General features: G+C 61.9%; 12 protein-coding genes, 1 pseudogene and 1 riboswitch. Of the genes and pseudogenes, 6 read left to right on the forward strand and 7 right to left on the reverse strand.

Annotation, left to right across the window (positions count from 1 at the left end; all coding sequences use genetic code 11):
- Positions 1-22: 22 nt before the first annotated feature.
- The 3 genes from J3P95_RS20950 to J3P95_RS20960 form a co-directional block, all read right to left on the reverse strand.
- A complete protein-coding gene (locus J3P95_RS20950) occupies positions 23-1,879 on the reverse strand; it encodes a DUF1302 domain-containing protein (RefSeq protein ID WP_434558594.1) in 1,857 nt (618 codons plus the stop codon).
- A gap of 287 nt (positions 1,880-2,166) precedes the next feature.
- A complete protein-coding gene (locus J3P95_RS20955; protein ID WP_434579830.1) occupies positions 2,167-3,849 on the reverse strand; it encodes a fatty acid--CoA ligase in 1,683 nt (560 codons plus the stop codon).
- Positions 3,850-3,994: 145 nt separating this feature from the next.
- Positions 3,995-4,624: a LysE family translocator gene (locus J3P95_RS20960; protein ID WP_186612361.1), complete on the reverse strand. Its 630-nt coding sequence runs from the start codon at positions 4,622-4,624 to the stop codon at positions 3,995-3,997.
- Positions 4,625-4,749: 125 nt separating this feature from the next.
- On the opposite strand from J3P95_RS20960, the gene J3P95_RS20965 reads away from it, so the two are divergent.
- The 3 genes from J3P95_RS20965 to J3P95_RS20975 all read left to right on the forward strand — a co-directional run bounded on the left by J3P95_RS20965 (position 4,750) and on the right by J3P95_RS20975 (position 7,577).
- Positions 4,750-5,715 carry a 2-hydroxyacid dehydrogenase gene (locus tag J3P95_RS20965; protein WP_434579828.1) on the forward strand — a complete coding sequence of 322 codons (966 nt, stop codon included), beginning with the start codon at positions 4,750-4,752 and terminating at the stop codon, positions 5,713-5,715.
- Positions 5,716-5,748: 33 nt separating this feature from the next.
- A complete protein-coding gene (locus tag J3P95_RS20970; protein ID WP_434579826.1) occupies positions 5,749-6,747 on the forward strand; it encodes a methyltransferase in 999 nt (332 codons plus the stop codon).
- 51 nt (positions 6,748-6,798) lie between these two features.
- Positions 6,799-6,920, forward strand: a riboswitch (yybP-ykoY riboswitch).
- 90 nt (positions 6,921-7,010) lie between these two features.
- Positions 7,011-7,577 (forward strand): TMEM165/GDT1 family protein, encoded by a 567-nt coding sequence (locus J3P95_RS20975; protein ID WP_434558599.1) that lies wholly within the window; start codon positions 7,011-7,013, stop codon positions 7,575-7,577.
- A 107-nt stretch (positions 7,578-7,684) separates the two neighbouring features.
- Here the strand turns inward: J3P95_RS20975 and J3P95_RS20980 are convergent, their stop codons facing one another.
- Positions 7,685-8,500 carry a M48 family metallopeptidase gene (locus J3P95_RS20980; protein WP_434579823.1) on the reverse strand — a complete coding sequence of 272 codons (816 nt, stop codon included), beginning with the start codon at positions 8,498-8,500 and terminating at the stop codon, positions 7,685-7,687.
- A 1,304-nt stretch (positions 8,501-9,804) separates the two neighbouring features.
- Here J3P95_RS20980 and J3P95_RS20985 point away from each other — a divergent pair.
- Together J3P95_RS20985 and J3P95_RS20990 are read left to right on the forward strand one after the other, a co-directional pair.
- Positions 9,805-9,999 (forward strand): annotated as a pseudogene (locus J3P95_RS20985) (HAMP domain-containing protein); the annotation flags it as partial.
- A gap of 114 nt (positions 10,000-10,113) precedes the next feature.
- Positions 10,114-10,857, forward strand: coding sequence for a methyl-accepting chemotaxis protein (locus J3P95_RS20990; protein WP_434626700.1), 744 nt, complete (start codon positions 10,114-10,116; stop codon positions 10,855-10,857).
- A gap of 16 nt (positions 10,858-10,873) precedes the next feature.
- On the opposite strand, the gene J3P95_RS20995 is transcribed toward J3P95_RS20990, so the two are convergent.
- From J3P95_RS20995 to J3P95_RS21005, 3 genes are read right to left on the reverse strand one after another with little or no spacing between them, the layout of a single operon-like run.
- Complete coding sequence (locus J3P95_RS20995) at positions 10,874-11,497, reverse strand: SOS response-associated peptidase (RefSeq protein ID WP_434579821.1); 624 nt, start codon at positions 11,495-11,497, stop codon at positions 10,874-10,876.
- 36 nt (positions 11,498-11,533) lie between these two features.
- The gene (locus tag J3P95_RS21000) at positions 11,534-11,794 is read right to left on the reverse strand and encodes a putative signal transducing protein (protein WP_434579819.1); all 261 of its coding nucleotides are present in this window, start codon (positions 11,792-11,794) and stop codon (positions 11,534-11,536) included.
- A gap of 10 nt (positions 11,795-11,804) precedes the next feature.
- Positions 11,805-11,987: a CPXCG motif-containing cysteine-rich protein gene (locus J3P95_RS21005; RefSeq protein ID WP_434558602.1), complete on the reverse strand. Its 183-nt coding sequence runs from the start codon at positions 11,985-11,987 to the stop codon at positions 11,805-11,807.
- A 138-nt stretch (positions 11,988-12,125) separates the two neighbouring features.
- Here J3P95_RS21005 and J3P95_RS21010 point away from each other — a divergent pair, with 138 nt between their 5' ends.
- Positions 12,126-13,292, forward strand: coding sequence for a 1-acyl-sn-glycerol-3-phosphate acyltransferase (locus J3P95_RS21010; RefSeq protein ID WP_434579817.1), 1,167 nt, complete (start codon positions 12,126-12,128; stop codon positions 13,290-13,292).
- The last annotated feature ends 4 nt before the right edge of the window (positions 13,293-13,296 follow it).

Here is a 13,296-nt window from a genome sequence, read left to right on the forward strand (position 1 = left end):
TGTTCGTCCTGAAATACGGTGCTTAGAAGGTCACGCCGACGCTGAGCGCCAGGAAGTCGCGATCGTCCACGGTGCTGAAGTCACCACCAAAGAAGTTGGTGTAGGCCAGGCTCGCGTTGTAGGTGTTCTGGTACTCGGCATCCAGCCCGAGGCTGACAGCCTTGCGACCTTCCTCGAAGTTGGCGCCAGGGCCTGGCGAGTAGCCTTTTACGTCATGGGACCAAGCCACGTTGGGCTTGAGATTCACGCCGGCGAAAACGTCCGGGTATTCCCAGATGGCACGGGTGCGATAGCCCCAGGAAGTGGAAGTGGTGAAGCCGTCGTTGTTGCAGTTGCTGTTCACGCCACTGATGGTCTGGCCGCCACCGGCCGCCGTCGACGTGTTGAGGGTGTTGCAGAAGCCGCCGGGCAGTTCGCCTGGCCCGAACACGGGGTCACGGCCATAGCGCGCCTCGGAACGGCTTTCCAGGCCGCCCACGTGAGTCACGCCGATTTCGCCGACGAGGGTCAGGCGGCTGGCGCCCATGACTTGATCGAGGAAGTGGGTGAACGTGGTCTGGAACTGGGTGATTTCCTTGCGGCGATAGCCGTGCAGGTCCTGGCCCGGCGCGCCGTCCAGCACGGAGGCGTTGCCAAAGCCCGGGATTGGCGTCACACCGGCGAACAGAATATCGGTGGTGCTCAGTTGAACCGGAGCGTTCGGACGGTAGCTCAGCTCACCGCTCCACGCGGTGCCGGTGGGCAGTGTGGTGGAAAAGCTCAGGCCGTAGAGCCGGATGTCTTCCGGGTATTCGACGAAGTAGTTGGAATTGCCCGCCACGATCACGGGACGCAATGCAGCCAGTGGACCCAGCGGCTGGTTATAGAAACGTGCCGCCGCGCCCGTGGCGCTGAAGATCGGCGCACGGCTGTGGTAGTTCATGAAATAGGCACCGAACTCGGTGTCCAGCGGCTCGAACATGTACTTCAGGGAAGCGCCCCACTGGCCGCTGTCACGGGCATCACGGTCGGGACCACGACGAACCAGGACGCCTTCCTCGTTTACGTTCACGCCCAGGGCGGTCAAGGTTGGCAAGGCGGCGGCTGGAATGCGCGAACGTTTGTTCAGCACGCGCAGGTTGTCGTCACAACCGTCGGCAATCACATCCGGCTGGGAGAAGAACGTCCCGCAGTTATCCACAACCGTCTGGTCCCACTCAATCTGGTAGAACGCTTCGGCCGACAGGTTATCGGTCAGGCTCTGGGACACGTAGAACATGTTGACCGGGATCAGACCTTCCTTGACCTCGGCGCCTGGACGACGGAACGCGGACACATCGACCGGGTTGATGGAGTTGATGCCCCCCTGGATGAAGGTGCTCTCACCCCAGCTGACCACCTGCTTGCCCAGGCGGACCGAGCCCGGTTGATCGGCGATGGCGTAGTTGTGGTAGACGAACGCATCGAGGAGCTGTACGCCGGACGACTTCGCGCCTTCCTTGCGGTTGCTGTCGCTGATGTCCTTGTACAGGCGGTCTTCGTCCTTGAGCTCGAAGTCATACCAGTACTTGCCTCGGACAAACACACCGGTGTCGCCGTACTTCAGTTCCAGGTCATGGATGCCCTTGAAGATCTTCGAGAACGTCTCCCCACGCTTGAAGTTCAGGTGGCCGTCATCGGAGGTCTGGGACAGGCCCTCGCCGCCGTTGTTCACCCCGATCAGGTCGCGGTTGGCCTTGGACGTGGACCAGCTCGCGCCCACCGACAGGGACGAATCGAACTGGCCCTCGATTTCACCGATGTTGAAGCTGACGCCGAATGCCGGGCCGGCGAGCGAGGAGGCAAGACTGACGGCCAGAGGCAATTTTGCCCGGCGCCAGAAAGTGTTTGCTGAGGTCATCGACGCAACTCCATGTGTTTTATTGTTATGGCAGTGGGCGTTTCCGGAAACCCTTCGCCGTGCTGGCACGCGCGTCCCATTCCGAAAATCCTTGAGCGGACTATAGCCAGCAGGTAGTACGGCTTGATCCCTCTAAAGTGTGATTTGCAGCCTTCGACCACTCTGGAACAGTCCTTCGCCAGGCCGACGGTTGTCGGCACGGCAAGGATGGCTGAATTTTCGGTTTTGACAAGACAAGCGCTTGCTTGGTGGGGCTGCCGTGCCCTTTTCGGGCACGGCGGGGACGCTTAGAGCGTCGAGAGGAAGGTGCTGTTGTTGCTCTGCCATTCGGTGACGTCGGCCCGGATGCGCTTCTTGTCGAGCTTGCCGACGCTGGTCTTGGGAATTTCCGTAACAAGGGCGATCTGACTCGGAATCGCCCACTTGCTCAGGTGCCCCAGTTCGACAAACGGCTTGAGGTGTTCCTTGAGCTCGCGAGCCCCGATCTGATGCCCTTCGCGGATGACCAGCAAGGCAAACGGCCGCTCGCCCCACTGCGGATCGGGGATGCCGACCACTGCTACCTCGCGTACCGCTGCATGCCGGCTGATGAGGTCTTCCAGGTCCAGGGACGAGATCCATTCGCCGCCAGTCTTGATCACGTCCTTGATGCGGTCGCGGATGTCGATGAAACCCATGCCGTCGAGCGTGGCGACGTCGCCGGTGTGCAGCCAGCCGCCCTTCCAGAGCTCGGCGCCTTTCTGCGGTTCGTTGAAGTAACCTTCGGTGAGCCACGGCGCGCGCAGCACCAGTTCGCCCTGGGTCTCGCCGTCCGCCGGCAGGAAACGCCCTTCGCCGTCGACGATCGCCGCTTCCACCAGCGGCCCCGGCACGCCGGCCTTGATCCGGTAAGTGATGCGCTCGTCTTCGCTGCCGGCCATCAGCTCGTCGTTGAGATGAGCGCACGACACCAGCGGGCCGGTTTCCGACATGCCATAGGCGGCGGTGAGCTGGATGCCCTTGGCCTTCGCAGCCTCGTACAGGCTGCGGTTGAGCGCGCTGCCTCCGATGACGATTTTCCAACCGTCAAAATCGGTGTCCTGGGCGCCCTTGGCGTTGAGGACCATTTGCAGGATGGTCGGCACGCAATGGGAGAAAGTGACTTTTTCCTTGCGCCACAGCTCGATCAGGAGCTCCGGATCGTAACGGCCCGGGTAGACCTGCTTGAGCCCGAGCATGGTCGCAACATACGGCAAGCCCCACGCGTGGACATGGAACATCGGCGTGATCGGCATGTACACATCGTTGGTGCCCAGCAGCCGCACGCTGTCGATGGACCCCATGATGGTCGACACGCCCATGGTGTGCAGCACCAGTTGCCGATGGGTGAAGTACACGCCCTTGGGATTGCCCGTGGTGCCGGTGGTATAGAACGTGGTGGCGACGGAGTTCTCGTCGAAGTCCTGGAAGTCGTAGGTGGGAGCGGCGGCGGCCAGCAATTCTTCGTACTCGCCCACGAGGTTCGGCAGGTCGGCGGTCTTGTCCGGCAGGTCGGTCAGCAACAACGTTTTCTTTACCGTACTCAGCTGGCCGGCGATCGCCTGGTACAGGCCGATAAACTCGCTGTTGACCAGCACGAAGCGGTCCTCGGCGTGGTTCATGGTGTAGAGGATCTGCTCCGGTGACAGGCGCACGTTGATGGTGTGGATGACCGCGCCGATCATCGGGATCGCGAACATGCATTCCAGGTAGCGATGGCTGTCCCAGTCCATCACCGCTACCGTGTCACCGGCCTTCACCCCCGCCTCGGTCAGCACATTGGCCAGGCGCGCGACACGCTCGATCAGCGTCGGATAGCTGTAGCGTATCTGGTCGCGGTAGATGATCTCGCGGGTCTTCTCATAGCGCGCCCCGGACATCAGCAGCCGCTTGATCAGCAACGGGTATTGATAAGCGCCCTCGGCTGGCGGAATAACGCGAGTCTGCAACATAGGAGTCCCTTTTCTGACTGCACGGTCTTGGCTGGAAGGTAAGCACTCTAGAGGGCTTATATGACGATCAAATCAGCCAAAGGAATGATTTGATCCACCCGTAAATACTAGCCTTGAGCCATCCCAGGGACGCTGTCCTACCCGGTCAATGCGCCTCGGTAAACGCCAGCTTCACGCCAATGGCAATCAGCACCGCGCCCATGGTCCGGTCGAACCAATGGCCCATGCGGGCGAAACCGGCGCGCACCCGCGCCTGGCTAAACAGCATCGCCACCATGCAGAACCAGGCCGCCGTGGCGACGGCCAGGTAAACGCCGTAGCCGGCCTGGACCGCCAGCGGCGTATGGGGATTGATCACCACGGTGAACAGGGACAGGAAGAACAACGTCGCCTTGGGGTTCAGGCCGTTGGTGATGAAGCCCGCCGTGAACGCGCCGCGGGCGGTACGCTCGCCCACTTCCTTGTGCAGGTTTTCCTCGGTGGCCTTGGCCGGTTGCGCTCGCAATGCCTTGAAGCCGATGTACAACAGGTACGCGGCGGCGGCCCACTTCAGTGCGTTGAACAGTACGATCGATTGGGACACGATCAGGCCGATGCCCAGCAGCGAATAGCCCACGTGCAGGAAAATCGCCGTCCCCACGCCCAGCGCCGTCCACGTCCCGGCACGACGACCGTGGGTCACGCTTTCCCGTACCACCACGGCAAAGTCCGGACCGGGACTGGCAACCGCCAACAGGTGGATCAGGGCGACGGTAAGAAATTCGGCGAGGTACATGATGGGGCTCCTTGCGACAGTCTTGTGTTAAATGCAATCCCACAGGTATGCGGCGCCACGGCCGCAACGCATCTGATAGGCTCGCCACATTACGCCTTCGGTCTTTTAGATAACAGGTACAGCTGATGACGAACACCGCCCGCGCCGTTTTCCTCGACCATCCTTCCCTGGACCTCGGCGACCTTGACTTGAGCCCGTTGCGCCAATGTTTCAGTGAGCTGCAACTGTTCGCCCGGACCACCCAGGATCAAGTGACGGAGCGGCTCAAGGGCGCCACGGTGGCAATCACTAACAAAGTGGTGATCGATGCCGCCGCCATGGCCGCCAGCCCGGAACTCAAACTGATCCTGATCAGCGCCACCGGCACCAACAACGTCGACCTGGCCGCCGCCCGCCAGCATGGCATCACCGTGTGCAACTGCCAGGGCTATGGCACGCCATCGGTGGCACAGCACACGATCATGTTGTTGCTGAACCTGGCGACGCGGTTGGCCGACTACCAAAAAGCCGTTGGCGAAGGCCGTTGGCAACAGGCTCCGCAGTTCTGCCTGTTGGATTTCCCAATTGTCGAACTTATGGGCAAGACCCTCGGCTTGCTGGGTCATGGCGAGCTGGGCGGTGCCGTCGCGCGGCTGGCCGAAGCCTTTGGCATGCGCGTGCTGCTGGGGCAGATTCCAGGTCGCCCTGCCCGCCCCGACCGCGTGCCGCTGGACGAGCTGCTGCCGCAAATTGACGCCCTGACCCTGCACTGCCCGCTCACCGAGCACACCCGCCATTTCATCGGCGCCCGCGAACTGGCATTGCTCAAGCCCGGCGCGTTCCTGGTCAACACCGCACGCGGCGGACTGGTGGACGAACAGGCCCTCGCCGCGGCCTTGCGCAGCGGTCACTTGGGAGGCGCCGCCACCGACGTGCTGAGCGTCGAGCCGCCGACCCAGGGCAATCCGCTGTTGGCCGGCGACATCCCCCGATTGATCGTCACGCCCCACAATGCCTGGGGCAGCCGCGAGGCACGCCAGCGGATCGTCGGCCAACTGACGGAAAACGCCCAAGGGTTCTTCAGCGGTACAGCACGACGTGTCGTCAGTTGATAAACTGCCGCACTTTTTTTCAAGGAGCAGCCCATGGATCCGCGCAGTGAAGTACTGCTTCGTCAGGCCGAGTTATTCCAGGGTTCGGTCCTGCTGGCCGGCCTGCCCGCCGATGATCTGCTCGGCCGCTTGCCCGAGGCTCATGGCTGGTGCTGGCACGCCGGCGACCAGGCGGCGCTGGACGCGCGGTTCCCGGAACGCAGCCAGTTTGGCGTGAACGTTCCGGAGCGCGAATTCGACACCGCCGTGGTGTTCCTGCCCAAGGCCAAGGACCTCACCGACTACGTTCTCAATGCCGTGGCGTCACGCTTGGCCGGTCGCGAAGTGTACCTGGTGGGCGAAAAGCGCAGCGGCATCGAAGGCGCCTCCAAGCAGCTAAACCCGTTTGGCAAGCCTCGCAAGCTCGACAGCGCGCGCCATTGCCAACTCTGGCAGGTCACGGTCGCCAATGCGCCCGAAGCCAAGCCCCTGGAAAGTTTGGCCCAAAGTTACCAATTGCCGCTCGCCGAGGGCCCGCTGACGGTGATCAGCCTGCCGGGCGTGTTCAGTCACGGTCGCTTGGATCGCGGCAGTGCGCTGCTGCTGGAACACCTGGACAAACTACCCAGCGGCCATTTGCTGGATTTCGGCTGCGGCGCCGGGGTGCTGGGAGCAGCAGTCAAGCGCCGCTACCCGCACAACACGGTGACGCTGCTCGACGTCGACGCTTTTGCGGCCGCCAGCAGTCGCCTGACCCTGGCCGCCAACGGCCTGGAAGCCGAGGTTTTGGCCGGCGATGGCATCGATGCCGCGCCCATGGGCTTAAGCGCGATCCTGAGCAATCCGCCGTTCCATGTCGGCGTCCACACCGATTACCACGCTACGGAAAACCTGCTGCGAAAAGCAGCCAAACATCTGAAAAACGGCGGCGAACTGCGCCTGGTGGCGAACAGTTTCCTCAAGTACCAGCCACTGATCGAAGAGCATCTGGGCATCTGCGCAATCAAGGCCGAAGGCCAGGGTTTTCGCATCTATCGGGCCAAGCGCGGCTGATGCGTTTGTGAAAAACATCGCTTGCCCAATCGGATTTGCCTAGGCAGAATCCGCCCCGTCCTAGGGGAGTAGTCTCCCGCGAGCGCCACGCTCGCCCGGCATACGTCAACATACTTGGTCAGCAGACCATGGCGTATGCGGCCCAAGCGTCCCCATAGAGGGTCGCTGGGTTTGACAAGACCTATGACACGCACACCTTACCCGGGGCGGGGAGGCTGTACGTGTCATAGCCGTGTCGACCCGCCCCTCTTAGGAATCCCCTGATGCTGGACTCTTTCCTCGTACCGACCGCTATCGTTGCGCTGGCCGAAATCGGCGACAAGACGCAACTGCTCGCCCTGATCCTTGCCGCTCGTTTTCGTAAACCCTGGCCGATCATCGCCGGCATCGTCGCCGCGACCCTGGCCAACCATGCGGCGGCTGGCGCGGTCGGCGCCTGGGTCGGCGGGTTCTTCTCGGACTCGGTGTTGCACTGGATATTGGCGGCCAGCTTCGCGGCCACGGCGCTGTGGACCCTGGTGCCGGACAAGCTGGACGACGAAGAAGCCAATACCGCCCGCAAGTTCGGCCCTTTCCTGACCACGCTAATCGCCTTCTTCCTGGCGGAAATCGGCGACAAGACCCAGATCGCCACAGTCATGCTCGCTGCGCAATACCCTGAACTCTGGCTGGTGATCATTGGTACCACCGTGGGCATGTTGATTGCCAACGTTCCGGTGGTACTGGCCGGCAACTTCGCTGCCGAGAAACTGCCGCTTACCCTCATCCGCCGCCTGGCCGCCTCGGCGTTCTTCATCCTGGCGATCGTGGCGGTGTATAGGGCGTTGTAGCAGCGGCAAGCTTCAAGCTGCGAGCTGCAAGCAAAGGCGGTTCTACTTCGCTTGTAGCTTGTAGCTTGTAGCTTGTAGCTTGTAGCTTGTAGCTTGCAGCTCGAAGCTTATTTCTTGGCCTGCTGATAAAGCGGCATAACCTTCGGAATCGCCGCCTGCAACGAAGCGATCCGGCTGCTCGACGCAGGGTGGGTGCTCATGAACTCTGGTGGCGCCCCCTCCGAAGCCTTGGCCATCTTATTCCACAGGGTGATTGCGGCGTTCGGGTCGTAGCCGGCCCGGGCGGCCAGTTCGAGGCCGATCAGGTCGGCTTCGTTCTCGTTGCCACGACTGTTGGGCAAGGTCATGCCGTAGTTGGCCACGGTATCGGCCAGCGCCAGGCTGTCCTGGCCCAGGCCGAATATGGCACCGGCACCCTGCTTGGCCATTTCGATGCCATAGGCCTTGGACATCGCTTCACGGCCGTGTTCGCGCAAGGCATGGGCGATTTCATGGCCGATGATCGCGGCGATTTCATCGTCGTTGAGCTTCAGCTTTTCGATCAAGCCGGTGTAGAAAATGATTTTCCCACCAGGGCCGCAGCTGGCGTTGAGCTCGTCGCTCTTGATCAGGTTCACTTCCCAGTTCCACTGCGCCGAATCCGGACGGAACACCGGCGCCTGGGCGATCAACCGGCTGGAGATGGCCTGGACGCGCTTGGCATCGCTGCTGGTCTTGTCCAACACGCCCTGGGCTTTCGCCTCTCCCATCGTCTTTTGATAGGACTGCGCATACATCTGGTTGACCTCAGCGGTCGACAGCATGCTGAACATGTACTGCTTGCGCTCCACGCCCACGGCTCCGCCGCTGGTGGTGTTGACCGACTGGCAACCGGCGAGCAGCAGGCCCGCGCTCAAGGCACTCACGATCAAAGTCTTGTTCATACAAAAGAAGCTCCATGGAATCGTGGGCGTATCCTAGGCGTTGATTGGTATCCGCGCCAGATACACAGAGGCGGATTACAAATTTTTCAGTCAGTTTCCAACGCGGCCATTTGCGACACCGACGAAGCCAAAACAGTCATCCGACGAACAGCGCCTCATGTCCGGCCCGGGAAACGCCGATAAAAATTCCAGACGTCATTTCCGCGTCCGGAGCCTTTATGAAATTCAAATCGATCCAGTTTTCCGTCGCCGCCCTGGCCGGAGCCATTGTGCTCAGCGTAGTCGGCGCCCTGGTGCTGTACGCATTATTCGCCGGCGCCCGTACTCAGGAGATGGTGCAACAGCGGACCAAGGCGCAGTTCGAACAACTCATCGAGCAACGCCTCAGCGCCCTCGCCCATACCCAGGCCAGCTTGATCCAACGCGAGCTCGAAGCGCCACTGTTGCTTGCCCGGGGCCTGGCAACTTCCAACGCCTTGATGGGCATGAGCGGCGCGGATGGCAGCCCGCAGTTGAAGATCCCTCGTGAACAAATGATCAGCCTGCTGCGGGAAAGCGTGGTGCGCAACCCGAAAATCCTCGGTGCCTACATCGCCTGGGAACCGAACGCCATCGACCACGACGACGCCAACTACGTGAACAGCCAAGTGCTGGGCATGGAAACCAACGGGCGCTTCCTGCCGTGGTGGTTTCGCAATCAGGACGGCACCCTGGGCCTGGAAAAGCTCGCCGACGTGACCGACCAAAAGCTGCTGTCCACGGGTATTCGCGCCAGTGAGTACTACCTGTGCTCCCGGGACAGCAAGAAAGCCTGCGTGATCGACCCGGCGCCCTACCGCGTCGGCAATACCATGACCATGCTCGCCTCGTTCATCGAACCGATCCTGGTCGATGGCAAGTTCCAGGGCATCGTCGGCGCCGACCTGTCGGTGAACTTCATCCAGGACATGCTCGTTGCCGCCGACGCCAAGCTGTATGACGGCGCCGGGGAAATGGCCTTGCTCTCTAGCAACAACCGGTTGGTGGCCTTCACCAAAGACCCGAGCAAGCTCGGCGAGAAAGCCAGCGACCTGCTGGACGCCAGCGAGTTGGACAACCTGACCAAGCTCGGCATTGGCGAAGTGCGTTACGACATCGATGAAGAGCACGGCCACATTGAGGTGTACATGCCCTTCGGCATCGGCCAGGCCGAAGCGCGCTGGACGCTGATGATGCAACTGCCGCTGAGTGCGGTCATGGCTGACTTGCAAGCCTTGCAGAAGGACTTGGACGATCAGCGCGAGACCGATATTTTCGGCATGGCGATGGTCGGGCTGGCGATTGCCGCGCTCGGCCTGCTGGTGATTTGGCTGGTGGGCCACGGCATCGCCCGACCGCTCAAGCAAATGGTGGCAATGCTCGATGACATCGCCCAGGGCGAAGGCGACCTGACCCGCCGTCTGACCAGCGACCGCGCCGATGAACTGGGGGCCATCGCCAAGGGCTTCAATACGTTCCTGAGCAAGTTGCAGGGGATGATCACCCAAGTGGTGACGTCGGTGCAGAGCGTCAGTGACTCATCGGAGCACACGGCCGACATCGCGATCCGCACCAACCAAGGTGTGCACAAGCAAATGTCGGAGATCGACCAGGTCGCCACCGCCGTGCAGGAAATGACTGCCACTGCGCAGGATGTGGCGCGCAACGCAACCCAGGCCGCCCAAGCCGCCAGTCACGCCGACCAGGCTGCCAGCCAGGGCATGCAAATTGTCCGGGATACCTCGACGTCCATCGGCGCACTGGCCGTGGAAATCGGCAAGGCGGTGGGCGTGGTGCAGACCCTGGCCAAGGACAGCGAGAACATCAACGCAATCCTCACCGCCATTCGCGGGATCGCCGAGCAGACCAACCTGTTGGCGCTCAACGCGGCCATCGAAGCCGCCCGTGCCGGTGAACAGGGCCGTGGTTTTGCGGTGGTCGCCGATGAAGTGCGCAACCTGGCACAAAAGACGCAGCAGGCCACTGAAGAGATTCAGTCGATGATCCAGCAATTGCAGCAAGGCACACGGGACGTGGTGCGCGTGATGGAGGACAGCCAGCACCGTACCGATGAAAGCGTGCAGCACGCGGCGAAAGCAGCCCAGGCCTTGGAGACGATTACCCAGGCCGTGTCGGTGATCAACGACATGAACACCCAGATCGCCAGCGCCGCCGAGGAGCAAAGCGCCGTGGCCGATGACATCAACCGTAACGTGATCAACATCGGGCAGGTGGCGAACGAGGTGGCTAGCGGCGCCGACGAATCCAGCGCGGCCAGCGCCGGGCTGACCAAGCTGGCGGAGCAGCAGCGGCGGTTGATCAATCAGTTCAAGGTCTGATGGGCAGTTGCAGGGCTCAAGCCGGAGTCAGGCACTCCGGTCCATTGAGTTTCGGGTCGTTGACCATGTTCGCCAGCACCCGTTCGCGCAGTTGCCCCGGCTCGCTCGCCAGCAGTCCTTGCAAGACATGCAGCGGTGTCTCGGGGTCGAGCCACTGGCGCTGGCCCTCTTCATCGAGAATCAGTGGCCGGCGTTGACCGGTCGCCGGTTGAGTGATGACAGCGGTGCTCAGCCACACTTGCTCCTGCACCGGATAGGCTTCCCAGATCGCCGCGAAAAACAGCGACGAACCCTCGCCTGGCGTCAGCCAGTACGGACGCTTGCGGGTGCCGCCGCGCCATTCATAAAACCCGTTGGCGGGCAGCAGGCAACGCCGCAAACGCAAGGCTTCGCGGAACATGGGCTGCTCGGCGACGGTTTCGGCCCGGGCGTGAGCCGGCGTGCGGGACAGATCGGTCAGCCACGGCGGCGTCAGCCCCCAACGCGCCCGGGCCAACTCGCGCTGGCCGTCGGCGCCGGCGCGCAGCATCAGCACCGAGTCATTGGGCGAGATGTTCCATTGGGCCTTCTGGTCGGCAGGGAAGCCGGGCAAGGCCGCAAAGGCGGGGTTCCAACGAAACAGGGCATAACGTCCACACATGGGGCAACACGACTCTTGTATCAAACGGCGGCCAGCCTAACAGACCAGCGTACCGGGGTAACTGTCCGGTTCATCGCCAGGCACCGGCAGCGCGGCATTGTAGGCGCTGATCAATTCCCGGGCGTATTGCGCCTGCTCGTCCTCAACCGCCAGCCCCAGCAGGCCGTACATCGGCAACTCACCCGCGCCACCCACCAGGTCGCGGCCGACCAGGTGCGCCGTGATCCCTTCGCTGGCAAGCATGCCTTGGAGCAACTCGCCTTCCATCAGGTTTTCCAACTCGTAGATTCGCTGCATGGCCGCCCCATCACTCGTTTTCGCTGAAGACCTCAAGGTGCCATTCGTCTTCGTGGACCTGCAGGACGAAGGTAATCGGTCGGCAGCAGACCTGGCAGTCTTCGATGTAGGTCTGGTCGCCGCCGGACAAATCCACGGAAGACTCCACCTCTTCCCCACAATACGGACATTCATAATGAGCAGCTTCCAGCATCGCGGTCTCCCAAGTGACTTGTGCGTATAATCGCCGGTCTATTTGCAGGGCTATTTTTGTCTGGCTTACTTCCAGACCGTGCCCTGTCGGGTTTTCGATCGAACCTTTACTTACCCTAGCCGTTTCCAACAAGAGAGCATGATGGGCGAATTCGATGCCATCCGACCTTACGACGACAGCGAAGTACCAGCAGTGCTGGCGCGGCTGCTCAGCGACAAGGCGTTTCTAGATATCCTCACTCACTTCCGCTTCCCGCGCCTGGCCGGCGCTTTTGGCTGGATGCTCAAACCTCTTATAGCGCAGAAATTGCGTCGAGAGTTCGCCGGTGTGACATCGGTCGCCACCTTGCAGGACAAAGTGGAGTTCTATGTCGACCACACTATCGAACGCGCCACCGATGGCGTGACATACACCGGGGTGGAGCAATTCAAGTCCGGCAATGCCTACCTGTTCATCGCCAACCACCGCGACATCGTGATGGACCCGGCCTTCGTCAATTACGCCGTGTACCACGCCGGCCTGCCGACGCCGCGCATCGCGATTGGCGACAACCTGCTGCAGAAGCCGTTTGTCAGCGACCTGATGCGCCTGAACAAGAGCTTCATCGTGCACCGCTCCATCACCGGGCGCCGGGAAAAAATGGCGGCGTACCAATTGCTGTCGGCGTACATCAACCACTCGATTCGCAACGATTGCGCGTCGATCTGGATCGCCCAGGCCGAGGGCCGCGCCAAGGACGGTGATGACCGGACCGAGTCGGCGATCCTGAAGATGTTCCACATGAGCCGCAAGGACGAGCCATTCGGCGAAGTCATCCGCTCGCTGAACCTCACTCCGGTGTCGATCAGCTACGAATATGACCCGTGCGACCAGGCCAAGGCGCGCGAGCTGTACATCCGCGCCACCACCGGCACGTACACGAAGGCGCCAGGCGAGGACGACGTCAGCATCGCCAAGGGCATCACCGGCTACAAGGGCCGGGTCCACGTGAATTTCGCCCCGCCGATCAGCGAGTTGTTCGAGGACACCAAGCAGCTGGCCTTGGAGATGGACCGGCAGATTCTCGGCGGCTATCGCCTGTTTCCGGCGCACTACCTGGCCTACGCCCAATGGGCCGATGCCGACCCGCAGTTGCAGGTGCCGACGGCGGCCGAGGTATTTGGCGCAGAGGAACTGGCCAAGGCTGAAGAAGAATGGCAGCGCCGATTGGACGCTTGCCCGGAGGAACACCGACCGTTCCTGGTGCTGCAATACGCGACGCCGGTGCGCAATCAGTATCGGGTCAAGGCGGGGTTGGCGCTTTAGGGAG

Source organism: Pseudomonas sp. Z5-35, from assembly GCF_051131945.1.
GTDB classification, from domain to species: domain Bacteria; phylum Pseudomonadota; class Gammaproteobacteria; order Pseudomonadales; family Pseudomonadaceae; genus Aquipseudomonas; species Aquipseudomonas marvdashtae.

Excerpts from the sequence above, each read along its gene's own strand:
- J3P95_RS20995 (WP_434579821.1), bottom strand. The coding sequence starts at position 11,497 with ATGTGTGGACGTTATGCCCTGTTTCGTTGGAACCCCGCCTTTGCGGCC.
- J3P95_RS20960 (WP_186612361.1), bottom strand. The coding sequence starts at position 4,624 with ATGTACCTCGCCGAATTTCTTACCGTCGCCCTGATCCACCTGTTGGCG.
- J3P95_RS20965 (WP_434579828.1), top strand. The coding sequence starts at position 4,750 with ATGACGAACACCGCCCGCGCCGTTTTCCTCGACCATCCTTCCCTGGAC.
- J3P95_RS20955 (WP_434579830.1), bottom strand. The coding sequence starts at position 3,849 with ATGTTGCAGACTCGCGTTATTCCGCCAGCCGAGGGCGCTTATCAATAC.
- J3P95_RS21000 (WP_434579819.1), bottom strand. The coding sequence starts at position 11,794 with ATGCAGCGAATCTACGAGTTGGAAAACCTGATGGAAGGCGAGTTGCTC.
- J3P95_RS21010 (WP_434579817.1), top strand. The coding sequence starts at position 12,126 with ATGATGGGCGAATTCGATGCCATCCGACCTTACGACGACAGCGAAGTA.
- J3P95_RS21005 (WP_434558602.1), bottom strand. The coding sequence starts at position 11,987 with ATGCTGGAAGCTGCTCATTATGAATGTCCGTATTGTGGGGAAGAGGTG.
- J3P95_RS20980 (WP_434579823.1), bottom strand. The coding sequence starts at position 8,500 with ATGAACAAGACTTTGATCGTGAGTGCCTTGAGCGCGGGCCTGCTGCTC.
- J3P95_RS20970 (WP_434579826.1), top strand. The coding sequence starts at position 5,749 with ATGGATCCGCGCAGTGAAGTACTGCTTCGTCAGGCCGAGTTATTCCAG.
- J3P95_RS20950 (WP_434558594.1), bottom strand. The coding sequence starts at position 1,879 with ATGACCTCAGCAAACACTTTCTGGCGCCGGGCAAAATTGCCTCTGGCC.
- J3P95_RS20990 (WP_434626700.1), top strand. The coding sequence starts at position 10,114 with ATGTCGGAGATCGACCAGGTCGCCACCGCCGTGCAGGAAATGACTGCC.
- J3P95_RS20975 (WP_434558599.1), top strand. The coding sequence starts at position 7,011 with ATGCTGGACTCTTTCCTCGTACCGACCGCTATCGTTGCGCTGGCCGAA.